Origin of the sequence: Algibacter mikhailovii (genome assembly GCF_014651495.1) — a bacterium.
GTDB classification, from domain to species: Bacteria; Bacteroidota; Bacteroidia; order Flavobacteriales; family Flavobacteriaceae; genus Algibacter_E; species Algibacter_E mikhailovii.
Genome location: NZ_BMWZ01000001.1, coordinates 455,221 through 472,434 on the forward strand (window position 1 = coordinate 455,221; position 17,214 = coordinate 472,434).

A 17,214-nucleotide genomic window follows, 5' to 3' on the forward strand; every position below is an offset into this window, starting at 1 on the left:
AAGTCTGACTATTTTTTTCTGATTATACCATCCTTGACAATAAGGGTTTCATCTGTAATTTCCTCTTCTAAATCCCATTGAAAAACCCCATCTTTAGTAAGATGAATTATAAAATTGAAGATATTTTTAGCGAATAGTTCACTAGCATTTGTAGAAACACTTTCCGGAGCTATAGTTGTTCCAATGACTTTAACTCCATTTTTTATAACTGTTTTATTTAGTTTACTCACTTCACAATTTCCTCCCTGAGCAGCAGCTAAATCAATTATTACAGCACCATTCTTCATTTGTAAGACTTGATCTTCCGTGATTAAAATGGGCGCTTTTCTCCCGGGAATATTAGCAGTAGTAACTACCAAATCTGCTTGAAAGAGTGACTTGTTAACGGCTGCTTTTTGTCTTTCCGCATAACCATCAGAGGCTTCTTTAGCATAACCTCCTTGAGATTCCTCTCCTTCATTTTTTACGGAAATAAATTTAGCGCCCAGAGATTCAGTTTGTTCTTTAGTTTCAGAACGAATGTCTGTTGCCTCAACTACAGCCCCCAAACGCTTTGCTGTTGCAATAGCCTGAAGTCCAGCTACACCAACGCCATAAACTAGAACCTTGGAAGGTGTAATAGTTCCGGCAGCTGTCATCATTAACGGAAATATTTTAGTCATTTCATAAGCCCCCAAAATCACCGCTTTATACCCCGCAAGATTATTTTGTGAACTCAAAACATCCATATCCTGAGCCCTCGAAATTCTAGGCATAGCATCTAAAGAAAACGCGGTAGCATTTTTTGAAGCGATGGCTTCAATAAGTTTTGTATTAGATTTGTGATAAAGCTGACTTATAAGAACTTGTCCTTTATTAACCAATTTTAAATCATCCTCATCAAAAGGATTTATCTTCAAGAGAATGTCCGATTCTTTAAAAACCACTCCCCTTTTTTCTATAGCGGCGCCGATGTTTTTGAAATCAGAGTTTTTATAAGATGAGTTTAAACCAGCATCTTCTTCAATAAAAACCTCAAAACCTTTAGATATAAATTGTTTTGCTATTATTGGTGATAGTGAAACTCGTTTTTCCCCTTTTCGAGTTTCTTTAAGAATCCCTATTTTCATGTTAGTTGGTTCTGTATTAAGTCATCAAATATATTTAAAAGCCTCTTAAAAAATGTCTGTAAAAATACTTTTGCGGATATTAATGTAATCGATTAAATTCATTGAATAGAAAATATCAATTAATTAATAAAAAGGAAAATACTTCAATCTGATACTGTATAATTCTAGTGTTCTTAGAATAGATAAAGTATATAATCCTGTATTTGTAAAATACTCTCTGATTTTTAAGAAAAGCTTTGAAATAAATAATTCACAAAATGATATAAGATTTTTTACGTATTGACGAGTCCGATTAAAGTAATCTTTATACTCCTAATTAATTATATGTATCATTTTTTCCTATTATTTTTTTTTAAATGCAACCCTTTATATTTTTTCTTGTCTATAATAGTAACTGAAATAATAAAACTATTTTTAAAACAATTTAAAGCTAGCGAATTGTAATTGGAAACCAATATTTTATACACACATAAAGACCTTGTAGAGAAAAGCAAGTTGGGTGATAGAGTCTCGCAGTATAAATTGTATGAACTGTACGTGGATGCCATGTATAATGTTTGCATGCGTATGATGAAAGTGAAAGAAGATGCTGAGGATGTAGTACAAGATAGTTTTATTGAGGCTTTTAATAATATGGCCTCTTTTAGATACGAAAGTACATTCGGGTCCTGGTTAAAACGGATCGTAGTTAATAAGAGTATTAACCAATTAAAAAAGAAGAAAATACCAGTAGTCTCGATTGAAAAAGAAATGTATCATATAAAAACTGATATTGAAGATGAGGACACATCAATTTTAGATATAAAAAAAATTATTAAAAGTATAGCATTATTGCCTGCTGGGTATCAGCAAATAATAAACCTGTATTTGGTTGAGGGATATGATCATGTTGAGATTTCTGAAATATTAGATATTTCTACTTCTACTTCCAAATCGCAGTATCATCGAGCTAAGAAAAAATTAATAAACCTAATAAAAGCGTCATAATGGACAAGTTTGAAAAATATATAAAAGAGAACAAAGGTGCATTTGATGTCCATAAGGCCAACAAAGATAAGCTTTGGGCAAATATTGAGTCTGGATTAGAAAAACAAGCTCCAAAAAGAAAAGTTATAAGGTTATGGAACAGAACAGTTTTTAAAGTAGCTGCCTCTATATTATTAGCTTTAGGCGTATTTACTTTGGCCAATCATATGATTACTAACTCTAATTCTCATGAGAACCAATTCATATCTCAAGAATTACAGGATATAGATTCGCATTATAATGGATTAGTAGCCTATCAAGTAAAATTGATTAATAACACCCCCAAATTAACCGCGAGTCAAAAAAAGGATTTTTTATCCTTCATGGATGACCTTGATAATGAATATGATTTACTAATAGAGGAGTTAAAGAAAAATATTGACAATGAACGCGTTCTAGAAGCTATTGTCATTAATTACAAAAAGCGAATTGAATTAATAGAGAACTTATTAAAGCAAATTAATAGTTCTAAAATAACAAATGATGAAGATGTATACATTTTATAAAAAAATAACATTTCTGTTCGTCATCATGATAAGCAGCACGTTGGTTTCGCAAGAAACACAAACAAAAACAATTGAAAAAACATTTAAAATGACCAATGCTGGCGAGTTACATTTAGATAACAAACATGGGAATATTACCATAACAGGTTGGGCAGAGAATAAAGTACTTATTACGATTGATGTGAGCGTAACCGATAAGAAAAAGGAAAACGCTAAGGCACTTTTAGATCGTATAGTACCCGAGATTAAATCCACAGGAGACTTTGTAAGTATAACTACTCTAATAAAAGAAAAAAGCTCAAGTGTTTTTTCTAATTATTTCAACAAAGTAAACCCTTTTGAATTTGATAAAAGTAATTTAGATATTAACTACACGGTTTATTTACCAGTTAATGCTGAAATTGATGTGACCAATAAGTTTGGCGATGTATTTACAGATAACTGGACTGGAAAATTGAAAGCGAATGTTGAACATGGTGACTTATGGATAAATGATGCTATCGCAAATGCGAGAATTGACATGAAATTTGGGAAACTACGAGGCAATTCTATTGGCTACGGTGTTATTAGTTTGAAAAATGGTGATATTGATATTAAACAATCTGAGAACCTATTACTTAATACAAGTGGAGCGAATATTGAACTGGAAGCTATTAAAGATTTAGAACTTACCTCTAGTAAAGATGAAGCCGTAATTGGCTTGGTTGAAAGCCTTCATGGCGAATTAAAATATTCCAATATTCAAATTGATTCCATCGGTAATAAAGCAGATCTCAAAATGCGCGTGGCCGAATTTCGAGTGGATAAAATAGTAAGTAAGGATGCCGAAATCAATATAACTCAAGAATCGTCAGACATTCATATTAATATTAAAGACACCTCCTTTAATCTTAAAGCCAACCTAGAACAAGGGGTACTTAGATTACCAAAAAGTTTTTCTAGCCTACAAAATAATGTCATTGATAAAGGCAAAAGGATCAGAGAAATTACTGGAACTTATGGTACTGAAGGACTTGGAAGCATTACTTTCATTGGAGAAAAAGGTGTTATTGTACTAGATGAATAATCTATCTTCACTTATACATAAATAGGTGTTTAGTCTACTACCTTTCTCTAAAATTCTACATTCTATATAATTATTTTTAAAATAATTCAGAAAATATGCAACTTATTGATAATTAAGTTGTCTATACTAATAACTACTTTCAAAAAACGAACACCAAATGAAACAGTATTTCACACTTTTTTTAATAGCATTTATAAGCAGCATCAGCTTGTTAATAGCGCAAGAGACAGAACCCGACTATATTGAGTTTAATGATCGAAAAAACACAGTACATGGCGTATACTTAGGTTTAAGCTTGCATTATGGAACAATAGATAAAGCGGATACATTTATTTCCAGCCTTAAAGTGGCTTATGTGGCAAATCAACAATTTGAGATTGGTTTTGTAGGCACTGGGTTTTATACCGATTTAAATCAATTAGGAACTGATAACCCCAACAAGGATTTGGTTGGGTTTTATGGTGGCCTGCATTTAGAACCTATTTTCTTTGGTAAATCCAAATTTAATTTATCCATACCATTACTAATTGGAGGTGGTGCAGCAGGTTTATTAAATGAAGATGTTTTTGATGATGTAACCGTAGAAGATGATGAATGGAAAGGTGTATTTGTTTTTGAACCAGGAGTAAATCTTTTGTACAATATCAATCGGTACATTCAACTTGAAGCAGGTGTAAAATATAGAATGTCCAGTAACCTTAGTTTTAGACCAGAATATAGCCTTAACAATATTAATGGTTTTTCAGTAGGAATTGGTGTTAAGCTTGGTGTTTTCAACATGGGTAGAAATCGATATAAACAAAAAATATAAAAGATGAGAACCAAGAGAAATAATGCCATATTAAACACGATACAAGTGGTATCAAAAAACAATATTGTCTTTTTGAAGTCAAATACAGAAGCTAATTCTTGGAGGCCCATTAATTTTAAGTGGATTCCGGTTTTTAAAATTGAAAAACCTTAGAATAAATGAATAATTCTTTCATCATCAAATAATCAATCATAATGAAAACGAACAGCCCATTTTTAATACTTACACTTTTAATTTTCACCATATTTTCATGTCATGAAGACCGAATAGACGTATCCCCAAACGATCAAATTACGCATAGAAATATTTCTGTAGAGGATTATAACAGCGTTGAAATAGAAAACGGATTTAATGCGTTCATTACTTTTTCTGATTCCGAAGAATCCATTCTAGTTGAAGGCAATACCAATTTACAGCACTTAATTATTGCAGAAATACGCGATCATATATTAACCGTTAAACTTAAGAATAATGTAAAAGTAAAAGGCTCCCCTACTTTGAACGTATACATACAATCAAATTCAATTGAAAACTTCAAAGTTACCGCCGATTCTAAAATAACTTTAGAAAACACTTTAGTATCGAAAAGTGCATATATCAGCATGTCTGCAGATAGTTATTTTACAGGTGAATTGGATATTGATGATTTAAAAATTAAGGCATCAGCCGATGTTAGGGCTGACCTATATGGCCAGGTTGATTTTTTAGACGCAAACCTAACAGCAGATGTAAAGCTTTCAGATTATGATTTAGTTATAAACGATTTAAAATTGAAAATGGTAGCAGATTGTGACGCTAATTTAACCGTAAATAAAAGTATTTATTTGGATGCTAACGCAGATTGTATTTTGACTTATAAAGGCGATGCACAAGTTGTCTATCAAAAGCTAAAAGCTGATTCTAAAATTAGGAAAGTGAATTAAGGTAGACAGTATCTAAGAATAGGAAAACCTAACTTAATAAGGATGCTTGAGAAACTTAAGTGTATTAAAAAAAACACCACAACGACCTTTATTTCGGTTGACTCAGTCGATCTCTTTCTTTAACTTCAGAACTACGCCTATTTTCATTTAATCTGAAATTTCCGAATTTGTAATTAAATCCAAATGTAAACATTCTGTTTTCCATAGTGGAATCAGAGAAAAGATCTTGATTTAAATATTTTGATGTTGTTGAAAAATTCTGGGTGTTAAAAATATCAGTAACACCTACACTAACTGAGGCACGATTGTTCCATAGATTCTTTCTTAATTTTAAATCTACTCCCGCTCTTTCACTAATAACTCTTGGTCCATTTATATATGGAGACATATACACTAAGGATAAATCGGCTGTTAAACTATTATCGCTTAGAAAGCTAAAATAATTTATCACTTGCCCATAAAAGGTCCAATTATCATTTTTAATTAATGTGTTATTATTATCAGGAACGAAAAAATTATTTTCATTATAAAATATAGAAGATAGGATGTATAGATTCCAATGTTTGCTAATAGGAGCATATGTTGTGAAGTCTAAGCCATATGACATCGCATAATCTATATTCACATAAGAATGCCTAATTATTCTATTATCATTTTCTTGAAAAACAAAATCAATGTTAGGGTTATCCTCATACCTATAAAAAACCTCAAAAGTATAATTTTGGTTAAAGGTATATCCTAAAATAAATTGATCATCTATTTGAGGTAATAAGTTTGGGTTTCCAGATAAAATGGTATTATCATTTAAAAAATATTCAAATGGATTTAACTCATTATATTTTGGTCTATAAATACCCCTATTATAATTTAAATATACTTGGTTATTTTCATTGATATTCCGCTGAACATAAAGCGATGGAAAAAGTTTAAAATAATCATTTTTGTTCGTCACTCCTGTAGAAAGTGAATTCCCTATTAAATCGGTGTATTCTCCACGAAGACCTAATTTTAGACTCCACGCCTCCCAATCTTTAGAATAACTTGAATACATGGCATAGTTTTTTTCGTCATACAAAAACATATCCCTTTCATCTATACGCTCGTTTCTTAATTGGTTTTGAACAGTATATTGATTTAATCTACCATCAGAATTTATGCTAGAAAATTTTAACCCTGCCTCAAAACTTTCGCTATTGCTTATGGGTAATATATAATCTACTTGACCCGTATATAAATTCACATTTTGACTTGATATTGTTTGGAACCTGTTATTTCTTATTAAAGTACCGTCTGGGAAAGCATAATCTGTATCAACATCTTGAAACCTAGAATAATCATAACTCGTATGGTGCGCACTAAAAGACAATTGTTCGCCTTCTTTTTTTAATTGATGCACATAATCTATAGTGAACGCTAAATTGAATGTTTCATAAACAGCCTTATTAATCGTTTCAAAAGTTGAATCCAAAACCTTATTGGAATCAAATATTTCTGTTAGTGAATTAACATCATTACGTCCGCCTTCATTCGGCGCTAATAACATATTTGTTGAAAAACTAAGCGTATTTCTATCGTCAATCTCATAATCAATACTTGCATTAATGTTTTGATTTATGGTTTCTCGCGTTCTATTGTAATCGCTATCCCAGCTCGAAACAATTTCAGAGTTCTCAATAAAATTAACCTTATCTTTTAAATTCCTAAAATCCTTCCTTGGACTTATACTATAATTAAAATAAGTATTTAGTTTTTTAGTCTTAAAAAAGTGGCTTGTTCCAAAAGAATACTTTGGATATTCACTACCTTGTTTATAATCCCCCGTAACACTTCCCCTGTATCCTGAAACAATATTTTTAATTGTTTTAATATTTATTACAGCCCCACCTTCTGCATCGTATTTTGCAGGCGGATTAGTTATAACTTCAATGGATTTTATATTATTTGCTGTAGTTGCTTCTAACAATTGTAAAATTTCCTGCTCTGTTAAATAAACGCGTTTATCATTCATATACACAACAGCATTTGACTGTTTAATTTTTATGGAACCATCATGCACAATAACCCCTGGCGTATGTTTAAGAACGTCAAGAACATTACTGTTTGAAAGTGTAGAGTTTTCTACATTAAAGACTAACCTGTCAACAGACCGCGTTACGGTGGGTCTTTTGGCTATAACAATTACGCCTTCTAGTTCTTGCTGGTTTTCTTCAAGAACTATTTCCCCAAAATCGATATTATTATCAACAAAGATGTTTTTTGTAAACGGTTTAAAACCGAGATAAGTGATTTTTATCTCATATTTTTCCGGCTTAATATTTGAAACAGTGAAATCACCCGACTCATTTGTAGTAGTTCCAAAAATTGGATTAGAGTCTTGCATATCCAAAAGCACCACATTGGCATATGCAATAGGTTCATCATTTATGTCAATAAGCTTACCACTTATGCTATATTCTTGAGAAAAACTTAAGAATGAACATAATAATACTAAGCAAGAAATAATTCTAATGATCATGGAGCAATTGTAGTTAACAAAATTAAAATAATTAATTGAAATTTTACTACTGTAAACCCACATATTGTATGGGTTATTTTCCTACAAAATAGTATTATTTAAGGAAAGTTTAATTTTTCAAAACTTTGGTTCTACTTTCAAATATTTATTTGTAATTTAAATTTTTTAAATAAGATTGCACATGTCAGAACCTCTTTCTCCATTTACCAAGCAACAATTACTTCCGCAAGAAGAAACATTGGAGATATTTAAGAAAAAAGGAGAATTATTTATTGGAATACCAAAAGAAACAGCCTTTCAAGAAAAAAGAATCTGCTTAACTCCTGATGCCGTTTACGCGTTGGTTAGCAATGGGCATAAAGTATTGCTTGAATCAGGAGCCGGTAAAGGTGCTAGTTTCAGTGATGTAGACTACAGTGAAGCCGGAGCAGAAATAACTAAAGATGTAGCAAAGGTTTTTTCATGTCCGATCATCTTAAAAGTAGAACCACCTACTATTGAGCAGATAAAACTAATTAACCCACAGACCATATTAATCTCTGCGCTCCAATTAAAAACCCAATCTAAGAAATATTTTGAATTGTTAGCATCCAAACGTATTACGGCGCTTGCTTTTGAATTTATTAGAGATACTGATGGTAGCTATCCCGCTGTAAAGTCACTAAGCGAAATTGCAGGAACTGCATCAGTATTGATAGCTGCCGAATTACTGTCAGAAACTAAAAATGGAAACGGATTAATGTTTGGAAATATTAGTGGCGTCCCTCCATTAGAAGTGGTTATTTTGGGGGCCGGAACCGTGGGAGAATATGCCGCAAGAAGTGCTATTGGACTTGGTGCAGGAATTAAGGTATTTGACAATTCTATTACTAAACTAAGACAGATTCAAACTAATTTGGGTCGTACACTTTTCACATCAACAATTCAACCAAAAAATTTATTAAAAGCCTTAAAACGATGTGATGTGGTAATTGGTGCTGTACGAGGTACAAACAGATCTCCTATTGTTGTCACTGAAGCCATGGTTGAACATATGAAAAAAGGAGCCATCATTATAGATGTAAGTATAGATATGGGTGGTTGCTTTGATACTAGTGAGGTAACTACCCATAAAGACCCTACATTCGTTAAACATAATGTTGTACATTATTGTGTGCCTAATATTCTTGCTAGGTATCCAAAAACGGCTTCAATCTCCATTAGTAATATATTTACCCCTTATTTGCTTAAAATTGCAGAAGATGGCGGGATAGAAAATTCTTTAAGATTTGATAGAGGTTTAAAAAATGGATTGTACTTTTACCACGGAATTTTAACTAGTAAATCTGTTGGTGAATGGTTCGATTTAAAATATAGTGATGTTAACTTACTTATATTTTAATATTCATTATTACAGAAGTACCTAAATCAATTAAATGAAACTTATCCAGCGTATAGGTTACTATCTTGGCGGCTTTTCCTTAGGATTAATTATTTTGGCCTTTTTTCTAAACGGAAAAAAGACATCTTGCAGTTATGGTCCAGAATCAAGAGTTTTAAAGAATATTACTTCTAAAAAAATTATAACGACAAATCATGCCAATAAGGTTATTAAAAGCATATCTATTGATTCGAACTTAATACGTTCTATCATGAAGAAAGGTGATATTGATTTTTCAAAAAGTGATCCAAGAAATAAGCCCTGCGGAATTTATTTGATAGAAGGTCAATTAAAGGAGCAAAACCTATTAATTACTATTGAAAATTGCGATAGTATTGCAACCATTACAGATTTTAAAATCTTAAAGTAATGCTGAAACGAGTATTTGACTTTGTGTTTTCAATACTTGGTTTAGCACTGTTATCACCCATTCTACTCATAATCAGCATACTTATTAAACTTGATTCAAAGGGTCCTGTTTTTTTTAAACAGGAGCGCGTTGGTAAAAACAATATAAACTTTGTAATCTATAAGTTTCGTACTATGCGTATTCAATCTGATAAAAAAGGCTTACTTACTATTGGAAACCATGATTCCCGTATTACAAAAATTGGCTACTTTTTACGACGTTACAAAATTGATGAATTCCCTCAATTGATTAATGTGGTTAAAGGAGACATGAGCTTTGTTGGACCAAGACCTGAATTAAGGCACTACGTTAATTTCTATTCTAAAAGCGATATGGAAATTTTTACGGTGAGACCTGGTATTACAGGATTAGCCTCTCTAAAATATCGAAATGAAGTAGAACTATTAAAGGCAGCTAAAGACCCGGAAAAACTTTTTATTGAAACTATTATACCTGATAAACTAAAATTTAATAAAGAATACATTAAAAAACAAAGTTTCCTTTTTGATTTAAAGCTCATAATCCAAACAGTTTTTAAAGTAATTTCAAAATAAGAATAGCCACAAGCTTGCCATAAAATTGAAATATACTTACATTAGGATTTATTTTGTTTTTAAAATTTATAATGCATTGATACCTTTATTTAAATGAATAATACAACCGCAAGTCATATAGACTATTTAATAAACAACTGTGGTGTATTCTCCTCAAAACTAGATCAAAAAAATCATATATATGATCTGGACTTTTCAAATGAAAGTATACTTATTACGGGAGCGGCAGGAACTATTGGCTCGGGACTTACAAAACAACTCATACATTGTAAATTCAAAAAGCTTATCCTTTTAGATATTGCTGAATCACCAATGTATGCCCTAATTAAAGATTTAGAATTTCACAATACTAATAATATTGAATATATAATATTAAACATTACAGATTACAAAGCATTGGAATGTCTTTTTGAAAAGCATAGGCCTACATTAGTGTTTCATACTGCTGCCTATAAACATGTTCCTTTGATGGAACAAAACCCACATGAGGCCATAAAAACTAATGTTTTTGGCACAAAATTCCTTGCCGATTTATCAATAGAACATAAGGTTAAAAAATTTATTTTTGTCTCTACAGATAAAGCTGTTGATCCTGTTAGTATTATGGGGATTACAAAAGCCATTGGCGAGAAATATTTGAAATTTTTAAATTCTAAAAGCAAAACTTTCTTTGCAATAGCAAGATGTGGAAATATTATAGGATCGAATGGCTCCTTTTTACAAGTTCTAAAAAATCAAATAGAATCAAATCGCACTATTACGATTACAGATAAAGAAGTATCAAGGTTTTTTATCACTCAACAATCTGCCTGTGATTTAATTCTAAGGATATCGACTTTCGAACATACAGAAAATGATACTTTCATTTTGAAAATGGGTGCACCGCTTAAAATTACAGATATTGTAAATAGAGTTTTATTGCATTACGGAAAACCTGATACAAAAGTAAATTTTAAGTATACTGGACTAAGAATGGGTGAGAAATTACATGAAAAACTAATTTCAGAAGATGAAAGTTTGAAGCCTTCAATAAATAAAAATATATTAATTATCGAACACAAAAAAAAGATGGAGTCGAAAGCTATTAAATTTTCCGAATTAGAAGCTATAACTGCATTTGATTTAAACTCTAAAGTTAAAACAATCTTAGAAAATTTTCACAAAACCTTATAGCTGTTTTCTGCGTTTTTTTTCAGCGCTAATCAGAGCCAATTCTCGTCCTGTTTGCCCGGCAACAGATGTATTCTCTTCAGCCCTGCGTATTAAATATGGCATAACATCCTTGACAGGTCCAAATGGCATGTATTTGGCTACATTATATCCAAGATGGCTTAAGTTATAACTAATATGGTCACTCATACCATATAATTGCCCAAACCAGACCCTAGGATCATTATTTAAAACACCTTTTGCCGACATTAATTCCATTAATAGGTAGGAGCTATCTTCATTATGTGTTCCTGCAAAAAGGGACATACAATCTAAATGATCCATTACATAATGTAATCCATTATTGAAATTCTCATCGGTAAGTGCTTTTGTAGCACATATGGGAGATTCATAGCCTTTATCGTTAGCTCTTTCATTCTCCTTTTCCATATAAGCACCACGAACTAATTTGAAACCGAGAAAATAATTACCTGCTTTCGCCTTTTTATACTCCTCTTCTAAAAATTGTAATCGATCATGTCTATACAGTTGAATGGTATTATAAACAACCGGTTTTTCAATATTATACTTCGCCATCATCTGCGTAACAAGTACATCAGCAGCTGGTTGAATCCAGCTCTCTTCGGCATCAATAAGCACGGCTACATCAATAGTTTTTGCTTTTTGGCATACCCTATCAAACCTATCTACAACTCTGTTCCATTCATTTTGTTCATCCTTTGTCAAATTAATACCTTGACTTACTTTTTCATATAGACTGAATCTTCCAAAACCAGATGGTTTAAAAACCGCAATAGGAATGGCTTCAATCGCTTTTGCAAAATCAATAATTTTTAAAACCTTACTTACGGCTGAATCAAACTCTTTCTCATTATCCTTACCTTCTACAGAATAATCTAAGACTGAACTAACGCCTTTAGTATACATCTTGTCAATGACAGATAAGCAATCTTCTTCATTTACCCCTCCACAAAAATGATCAAAAACAGTAGACCTAATTAAGCCCTCAATTGGGAGATGGGCTTTTAAAGCAAAATTTGTTGCAGCTGTCCCAATCCTTACCAAAGGTTCTATGGAAATCATTTTAAACAAAAAATAAGCACGTTCTAATTCTGAATCCGTCTTCAATGTAAAGGCTATTTCAGTATTATCAAATATTAAATCTGTATTCATTTTTACTAAATATAATTATTGCTAAGTTATCATTTTATCCAAAATCTCCTTAATTTCACAGTCTCAAAATTAAAAAAAATATCATGGATTCTATTTCGGCGAATGATAGCTTCATTCATTTCAACAAAAAATGCTATCATGCTTTAAATGAGCATCTTAAAAAAAATAATTTTTCAAAAATTTTCATATTAGTTGATGAAAATACACATCAACATTGTTTACCAATTTTTATAGATAAAATAGAAACAAATGTTGCTATTGAAATTATTGAAATTGAATCGGGAGAAGAAAACAAAAATATAGATACTTGTGTTGGTGTTTGGAATACGCTCTCAGAATTAAATGCTGACAGAAAAAGTTTGATGATCAATGTGGGCGGTGGCGTAATAACAGATTTAGGTGGTTTTGTTGCTTGTACATTTAAAAGAGGTATTGCATACGTAAACGTACCTACAACACTATTGTCTATGGTTGATGCATCTGTAGGAGGAAAAACTGGTGTCGATTTGGGCGTTTTAAAAAACCAAATAGGTGTTATAAGCAATCCAGATTTAGTACTTATTGAAACACGTTTTCTCAACTCTTTACCGGTAAATCAAATGCGTTCTGGTTTAGCTGAAATGTTGAAACATGGTTTAATAACTGGAGAATCTTATTGGAATAAATTTCTTGATCTTTCTAAACTTTCTTTAGATGATTTAGATGAACTGATTTATGAATCCGTAATCATTAAAAAAAATGTTGTGCTTCAAGATCCTTTTGAAAATGGATTGCGTAAAACATTAAATTTTGGTCATACTCTTGGCCATGCTATAGAATCTTTTTATTTAAGTGACCCTAAAAAACCGACCTTACTGCATGGTGAGGCCATCATTATTGGAATGATTTTGGCTTGTTATATTTCGACAGAATTAGTCGGATTTCCTAAAGAATCAACTTTAGCCATAAAAGATTTATTTACAAATTATTATGGTCATACTAATATAGATAAAAATGATTATGCAAGTATTATTGACTTGCTTAAATATGACAAGAAAAATAATCACGGAAATATTAATTTTGTGCTTTTAGAATCAATAGGAAAGTGTAAAATAGACTGTATTGTTCCCGAAGAAGTAATTATTGATGCTTTTAATTTTTATGCTTTAAAATGATAAAATTCTAATTGCAGTAGTGCCACAAAAAAAGAGCCAAAATGATTAAAATCATTTTGGCTCTTTTTTTATTAATCCTAATCCTAATATTCTATTTTATTTCGTTATGACATGTACTTTTTTAAACGTCCAAAAAAAGTTCTTTTTCCAGTATTTTCATAATATCCGTACTTACCGCCATATCCAAAATTTGATTGCTTTACATCATTGACTACAACCATCATATTGTTCAACTTTTTATCAGCATGTAACTCTTTAGCAAAATTCAAAAGTGGCTTTTCAGTATAATCTGCTCGAATCACATACATGGTATAAGCGGCATACTCACTTATTAGCAAAGTATCCGTGACCATCATGGAAGGAGCAGTATCTACAACCACATAATCATATTCTTCCGAAACTGTATCAAACAATTCTTTAATCTTATCACTCAAAAGTAATTCTGCCGGATTTGGAGGAATACTTCCTGAGGGTAAAATATCTAATTGTAAATCATTTATAGAATGTGAAGTAATAGCGTCCTTCAATTGGTAAGTATTATCACTAAGGTATTCCGACAACCCTATTTTTGAAAACTTCTCCTTTTTTATAGTACTCTTTAAAGATGATAATATTTGAGGGTTTCTCAAATCAGCACCAATTAATAATACCTTTTTACCGGTATTTGAAATTGTAAGAGCTGTATTTACACTAGTAAAAGATTTTCCTTCACCATTTATGGTAGAAGTAACAAAAATTATATTCTTGTATTTTTTAGCCTCGGCATGACTTCTACTAATATGTCTGAAATTAGTTCTTATAATTCTAAAGGACTCTGATAAAACAGATCTATCGTTGCGCTTTATTAGTTTAACTTCTTTAGAGGCAAGTTTAGGAATTTCACCAAGTATGTGTAAGTTTTTAAGAGCTCCTTCTATATCTTCTCTATTATGAATCTTAGTATCAAGTAAACTATTAACATAAATAAATCCAAAAGGAATACATAATCCAAATATAATGGCTGCTAGATAAACTATCTTAACTTTTGGAGACACTGGTATCCCGCTAGAATGAGCCATATCGATAATTTTTGCATTAGCCGCTGAAGATCTTAATGATATTGTAGCTTCTTCTCGTTTTTGTAATAGAAATAGATACAGCGATTCTTTAATACCCTGTTCCCGTTCTATATCTCTTGATTTTCTAACTTGACCTGGTACTGAAAAAATTTTAGAACTTAATCGCGCAGATTGATTTTGTAGACTACGTATCCTCAGTTGAACTGTTTCGGCTGAATTATCTAAAGCTTGATGAAGTCCTGCTTTCAAATTATTAATTTCTTGATCCAAATTAACAATGATGGGGTTTTTTTCATTTGAGCTTTTTAATAGACGCTCTCTATCATCTAAAAGTTGATTATATCGGACAGCCATATTGTTTATTGAGGCATTACTCAAACCCACATTAAATGGAATACGCTCAGAAACATTATCATCAATTTGTGCCCTCATGTAATTCACCATATTTAATTCTGTCCTACTAGCAGCCAGTTGCTGTTCTGTTTCAGAATTAGTCCTAATATATATATCTGCTTCTGAGGTGATATCCGTTAATTTATTTCCTGTTTTAAACTGCTCTACTTCATCATCAACAGCGGACAAATCACTTGAAATCAAATTTATTCTTTTGTCAATAAAATCTGCTGTATTGGTAGCCACTAAGGTCTTTTCTTCTATTCCAACTCTATTGTATTCATCTATGAGCGTGTTTAATACCGCTTTGGCACGTACAATAGAATAATCATTCAAAGATAAATTGATGACTTTAGAAAACTCGTCTGCTGCAGTAATACCAATCTTAAATTGAAATGCTGCTGCTAAATTTTCTACTGGTAATATGTTAACATGAACTAATTTTTCCTTTAAACTTATAATATTTTCAGTATTTGGTGTAATCACAATATCACCTATGGGAGTAGAAATACTGTTACCAAAAGAACTTTTTTTAACAATTTCTTCGGATCCATTATAAGGAGCATAAATAAAATTAAAAGTTGTATTGGAGGTTACAGCTAAATCAAAACTAAATTGACTTTGATTTATGATTGAATCGGATTCTATAAAACTTACACTAACGGGTGCTTTTGAATTCGGAAAAAAATGTGTATCGTGCAATCTACCTGTAAGAGAATATTGAATATTCAAATCCAATTTCTCAATAACACCTTTCATCAATTTTCTTGACTGCAATATTTCAATTTCATCTTCAAGAGCCTTACGAGCCGTTACATTACCTTTTCCTAAATCCTGCAATAATGCGCCAGCTGGGGTAGATGATGCATCTTCCATAGTTAGCATTATCTTTGCATTTGCATTGTATTCTGGGGTGGAATACCTTAATTTAAAGAAAGCCAATACTATGAAAACAAAACAACTTAAAACAAACCATTTCCATTGTCTCGCATAAGGCTTAAGAGTTTTTTTTAAATCAAACTTTTCTTGGTTTAAATGTCTCATACTATTTTATAGATTAAGGCAGGGATGTGCGTAAAAAGTAATTTAAAATTATTAATTTCTAGTGTAAATTATTACAGCTGAAGTTATAAGCAAGGATATAAACGAAACAATTACGGCAGTTCTACTATCCATATATGAAGCAGTAATCGCAGATTTATTAGGTTCTATATACACCACATCATTTTGTGTTAAATAATAAACTGGTGAATTAAACAACTCCTTAGTTCTCAAGTCAACTCGAGTATATGTTTTAGTCCCATTAAAATCTCTAATTACCAAAACGTTATCTCTTCTGGCCTTTATCTTTAAATCTCCTGCTAAGGAAATGGCTTGTAATAGCGTCATTCTACCTCCAGCCACAGCATAATTGCCCGGTTTATTGACCTCACCAAGTACAGAAATATTGAAATTCAAAATCCGAATATTAATTACTGGATCCTTAAGATAGTCAGAAAGCTTATCTTTCAATAATTCTTTGGCCTCTTCGACACTAAGACCTAAAAGCTTTATCTTACCTAAAACAGGATAATCAATGTTTCCCTCCTCATCAATTAGATAATCAACATATTCTAACCTTCCAGTATTTGATTGTCCTTTCCTTAAATTAAACGCCTCGACAGCAGAAAGATCCAAGGTAGATACAAAGATACTTATGACATCATTTACCTTGAATAGAGGAGTAAAAGAATTCGTTTCAACTGTTGTTTCAAAATTTTCAGCATTTTGAAAGTATACCACTTCTTCTGAAGAACCACATGAAGCCAAAAAGGCTGAAAGTAAAATAATACAAAATTTAAAATACTTTGTTATAAATATTTTATTCATTTTTTAAACTATTTGGGGAGGGATATTACACATAACAGAATACTAATATGTCAAATAT

Annotated in this window: 16 protein-coding genes; 11 read left to right on the top strand and 5 right to left on the bottom strand. The window is 31.4% G+C overall.

What is annotated here, in order from left to right; genetic code table 11:
• Positions 1 to 8 precede the first annotated feature (8 nt).
• Entirely contained in the window at positions 9 to 1,109 is a 1,101-nt protein-coding gene (locus IE051_RS02025) for a Re/Si-specific NAD(P)(+) transhydrogenase subunit alpha (RefSeq protein WP_189358984.1), read from the bottom strand.
• Between the two features lie 444 nt (positions 1,110 to 1,553).
• On the opposite strand from IE051_RS02025, the gene IE051_RS02030 reads away from it, so the two are divergent.
• The 6 genes from IE051_RS02030 to IE051_RS02055 all read left to right on the top strand — a co-directional run bounded on the left by IE051_RS02030 (position 1,554) and on the right by IE051_RS02055 (position 5,441).
• Positions 1,554 to 2,096, top strand: a complete 543-nt coding sequence (locus tag IE051_RS02030) for an RNA polymerase sigma factor (protein WP_229796697.1) — start codon at positions 1,554 to 1,556, stop codon at positions 2,094 to 2,096.
• Positions 2,096 to 2,641, top strand: coding sequence for a hypothetical protein (locus IE051_RS02035; protein WP_189358986.1), 546 nt, complete (start codon positions 2,096 to 2,098; stop codon positions 2,639 to 2,641). The genes IE051_RS02030 and IE051_RS02035 overlap by 1 nt, the downstream gene beginning before the upstream one ends.
• Positions 2,642 to 2,666: 25 nt before the next feature.
• Entirely contained in the window at positions 2,667 to 3,707 is a 1,041-nt protein-coding gene (locus tag IE051_RS02040; RefSeq protein WP_189358988.1) for a hypothetical protein, read from the top strand.
• Positions 3,708 to 3,864: 157 nt separating this feature from the next.
• Positions 3,865 to 4,518 (top strand): hypothetical protein, encoded by a 654-nt coding sequence (locus IE051_RS02045; RefSeq protein ID WP_189358990.1) that lies wholly within the window; start codon positions 3,865 to 3,867, stop codon positions 4,516 to 4,518.
• Between the two features lie 3 nt (positions 4,519 to 4,521).
• On the top strand, positions 4,522 to 4,671 hold the full coding sequence (locus IE051_RS02050) for a hypothetical protein (RefSeq protein ID WP_189358992.1): 150 nt from the start codon (positions 4,522 to 4,524) through the stop codon (positions 4,669 to 4,671).
• A gap of 41 nt (positions 4,672 to 4,712) precedes the next feature.
• The gene (locus tag IE051_RS02055; protein ID WP_189358994.1) at positions 4,713 to 5,441 is read left to right on the top strand and encodes a GIN domain-containing protein; all 729 of its coding nucleotides are present in this window, start codon (positions 4,713 to 4,715) and stop codon (positions 5,439 to 5,441) included.
• A gap of 88 nt (positions 5,442 to 5,529) precedes the next feature.
• Here the strand turns inward: IE051_RS02055 and IE051_RS02060 are convergent, their stop codons facing one another.
• Positions 5,530 to 7,956 carry an outer membrane beta-barrel protein gene (locus tag IE051_RS02060; protein WP_189358997.1) on the bottom strand — a complete coding sequence of 809 codons (2,427 nt, stop codon included), beginning with the start codon at positions 7,954 to 7,956 and terminating at the stop codon, positions 5,530 to 5,532.
• 181 nt (positions 7,957 to 8,137) lie between these two features.
• Between IE051_RS02060 and IE051_RS02065 the strand changes: the two genes are divergently transcribed.
• The 4 genes from IE051_RS02065 (at position 8,138) to IE051_RS02080 (ending at position 11,512) form a co-directional block, all read left to right on the top strand.
• The gene (locus IE051_RS02065) at positions 8,138 to 9,337 is read left to right on the top strand and encodes an alanine dehydrogenase (RefSeq protein WP_189358999.1); all 1,200 of its coding nucleotides are present in this window, start codon (positions 8,138 to 8,140) and stop codon (positions 9,335 to 9,337) included.
• A 34-nt stretch (positions 9,338 to 9,371) separates the two neighbouring features.
• Complete coding sequence (locus IE051_RS02070; protein ID WP_189359001.1) at positions 9,372 to 9,746, top strand: DUF4258 domain-containing protein; 375 nt, start codon at positions 9,372 to 9,374, stop codon at positions 9,744 to 9,746.
• Positions 9,746 to 10,339: a sugar transferase gene (locus tag IE051_RS02075; RefSeq protein ID WP_189359003.1), complete on the top strand. Its 594-nt coding sequence runs from the start codon at positions 9,746 to 9,748 to the stop codon at positions 10,337 to 10,339. The genes IE051_RS02070 and IE051_RS02075 overlap by 1 nt, the downstream gene beginning before the upstream one ends.
• Before the next feature lie 93 nt (positions 10,340 to 10,432).
• Positions 10,433 to 11,512, top strand: coding sequence for a polysaccharide biosynthesis protein (locus tag IE051_RS02080; RefSeq protein WP_189359004.1), 1,080 nt, complete (start codon positions 10,433 to 10,435; stop codon positions 11,510 to 11,512).
• Here IE051_RS02080 and IE051_RS02085 read toward each other — a convergent pair.
• The gene (locus IE051_RS02085; RefSeq protein WP_189359006.1) at positions 11,507 to 12,682 is read right to left on the bottom strand and encodes a proline dehydrogenase family protein; all 1,176 of its coding nucleotides are present in this window, start codon (positions 12,680 to 12,682) and stop codon (positions 11,507 to 11,509) included. The genes IE051_RS02080 and IE051_RS02085 overlap by 6 nt on opposite strands.
• 83 nt (positions 12,683 to 12,765) lie before the next feature.
• Between IE051_RS02085 and aroB the strand changes: the two genes are divergently transcribed.
• A complete protein-coding gene (gene aroB, locus IE051_RS02090) occupies positions 12,766 to 13,836 on the top strand; it encodes a 3-dehydroquinate synthase (RefSeq protein WP_189359009.1) in 1,071 nt (356 codons plus the stop codon).
• Between the two features lie 104 nt (positions 13,837 to 13,940).
• On the opposite strand, the gene IE051_RS02095 is transcribed toward aroB, so the two are convergent.
• Both IE051_RS02095 and IE051_RS02100 read right to left on the bottom strand, forming a co-directional pair.
• Positions 13,941 to 16,331: a GumC family protein gene (locus tag IE051_RS02095; protein ID WP_189359011.1), complete on the bottom strand. Its 2,391-nt coding sequence runs from the start codon at positions 16,329 to 16,331 to the stop codon at positions 13,941 to 13,943.
• Positions 16,332 to 16,382: 51 nt separating this feature from the next.
• Positions 16,383 to 17,156: a polysaccharide biosynthesis/export family protein gene (locus IE051_RS02100; RefSeq protein WP_189359013.1), complete on the bottom strand. Its 774-nt coding sequence runs from the start codon at positions 17,154 to 17,156 to the stop codon at positions 16,383 to 16,385.
• Positions 17,157 to 17,214: the final 58 nt, after the last annotated feature.

Excerpts from the sequence above, each read along its gene's own strand:
- IE051_RS02025 (WP_189358984.1), bottom strand. The coding sequence starts at position 1,109 with ATGAAAATAGGGATTCTTAAAGAAACTCGAAAAGGGGAAAAACGAGTT.
- IE051_RS02035 (WP_189358986.1), top strand. The coding sequence starts at position 2,096 with ATGGACAAGTTTGAAAAATATATAAAAGAGAACAAAGGTGCATTTGAT.
- IE051_RS02040 (WP_189358988.1), top strand. The coding sequence starts at position 2,667 with ATGATAAGCAGCACGTTGGTTTCGCAAGAAACACAAACAAAAACAATT.
- IE051_RS02045 (WP_189358990.1), top strand. The coding sequence starts at position 3,865 with ATGAAACAGTATTTCACACTTTTTTTAATAGCATTTATAAGCAGCATC.
- IE051_RS02050 (WP_189358992.1), top strand. The coding sequence starts at position 4,522 with ATGAGAACCAAGAGAAATAATGCCATATTAAACACGATACAAGTGGTA.
- IE051_RS02055 (WP_189358994.1), top strand. The coding sequence starts at position 4,713 with ATGAAAACGAACAGCCCATTTTTAATACTTACACTTTTAATTTTCACC.
- IE051_RS02060 (WP_189358997.1), bottom strand. The coding sequence starts at position 7,956 with ATGATCATTAGAATTATTTCTTGCTTAGTATTATTATGTTCATTCTTA.
- IE051_RS02065 (WP_189358999.1), top strand. The coding sequence starts at position 8,138 with ATGTCAGAACCTCTTTCTCCATTTACCAAGCAACAATTACTTCCGCAA.
- IE051_RS02070 (WP_189359001.1), top strand. The coding sequence starts at position 9,372 with ATGAAACTTATCCAGCGTATAGGTTACTATCTTGGCGGCTTTTCCTTA.
- IE051_RS02075 (WP_189359003.1), top strand. The coding sequence starts at position 9,746 with ATGCTGAAACGAGTATTTGACTTTGTGTTTTCAATACTTGGTTTAGCA.
- IE051_RS02080 (WP_189359004.1), top strand. The coding sequence starts at position 10,433 with ATGAATAATACAACCGCAAGTCATATAGACTATTTAATAAACAACTGT.
- IE051_RS02085 (WP_189359006.1), bottom strand. The coding sequence starts at position 12,682 with ATGAATACAGATTTAATATTTGATAATACTGAAATAGCCTTTACATTG.
- aroB (WP_189359009.1), top strand. The coding sequence starts at position 12,766 with ATGGATTCTATTTCGGCGAATGATAGCTTCATTCATTTCAACAAAAAA.
- IE051_RS02095 (WP_189359011.1), bottom strand. The coding sequence starts at position 16,331 with ATGAGACATTTAAACCAAGAAAAGTTTGATTTAAAAAAAACTCTTAAG.
- IE051_RS02100 (WP_189359013.1), bottom strand. The coding sequence starts at position 17,156 with ATGAATAAAATATTTATAACAAAGTATTTTAAATTTTGTATTATTTTA.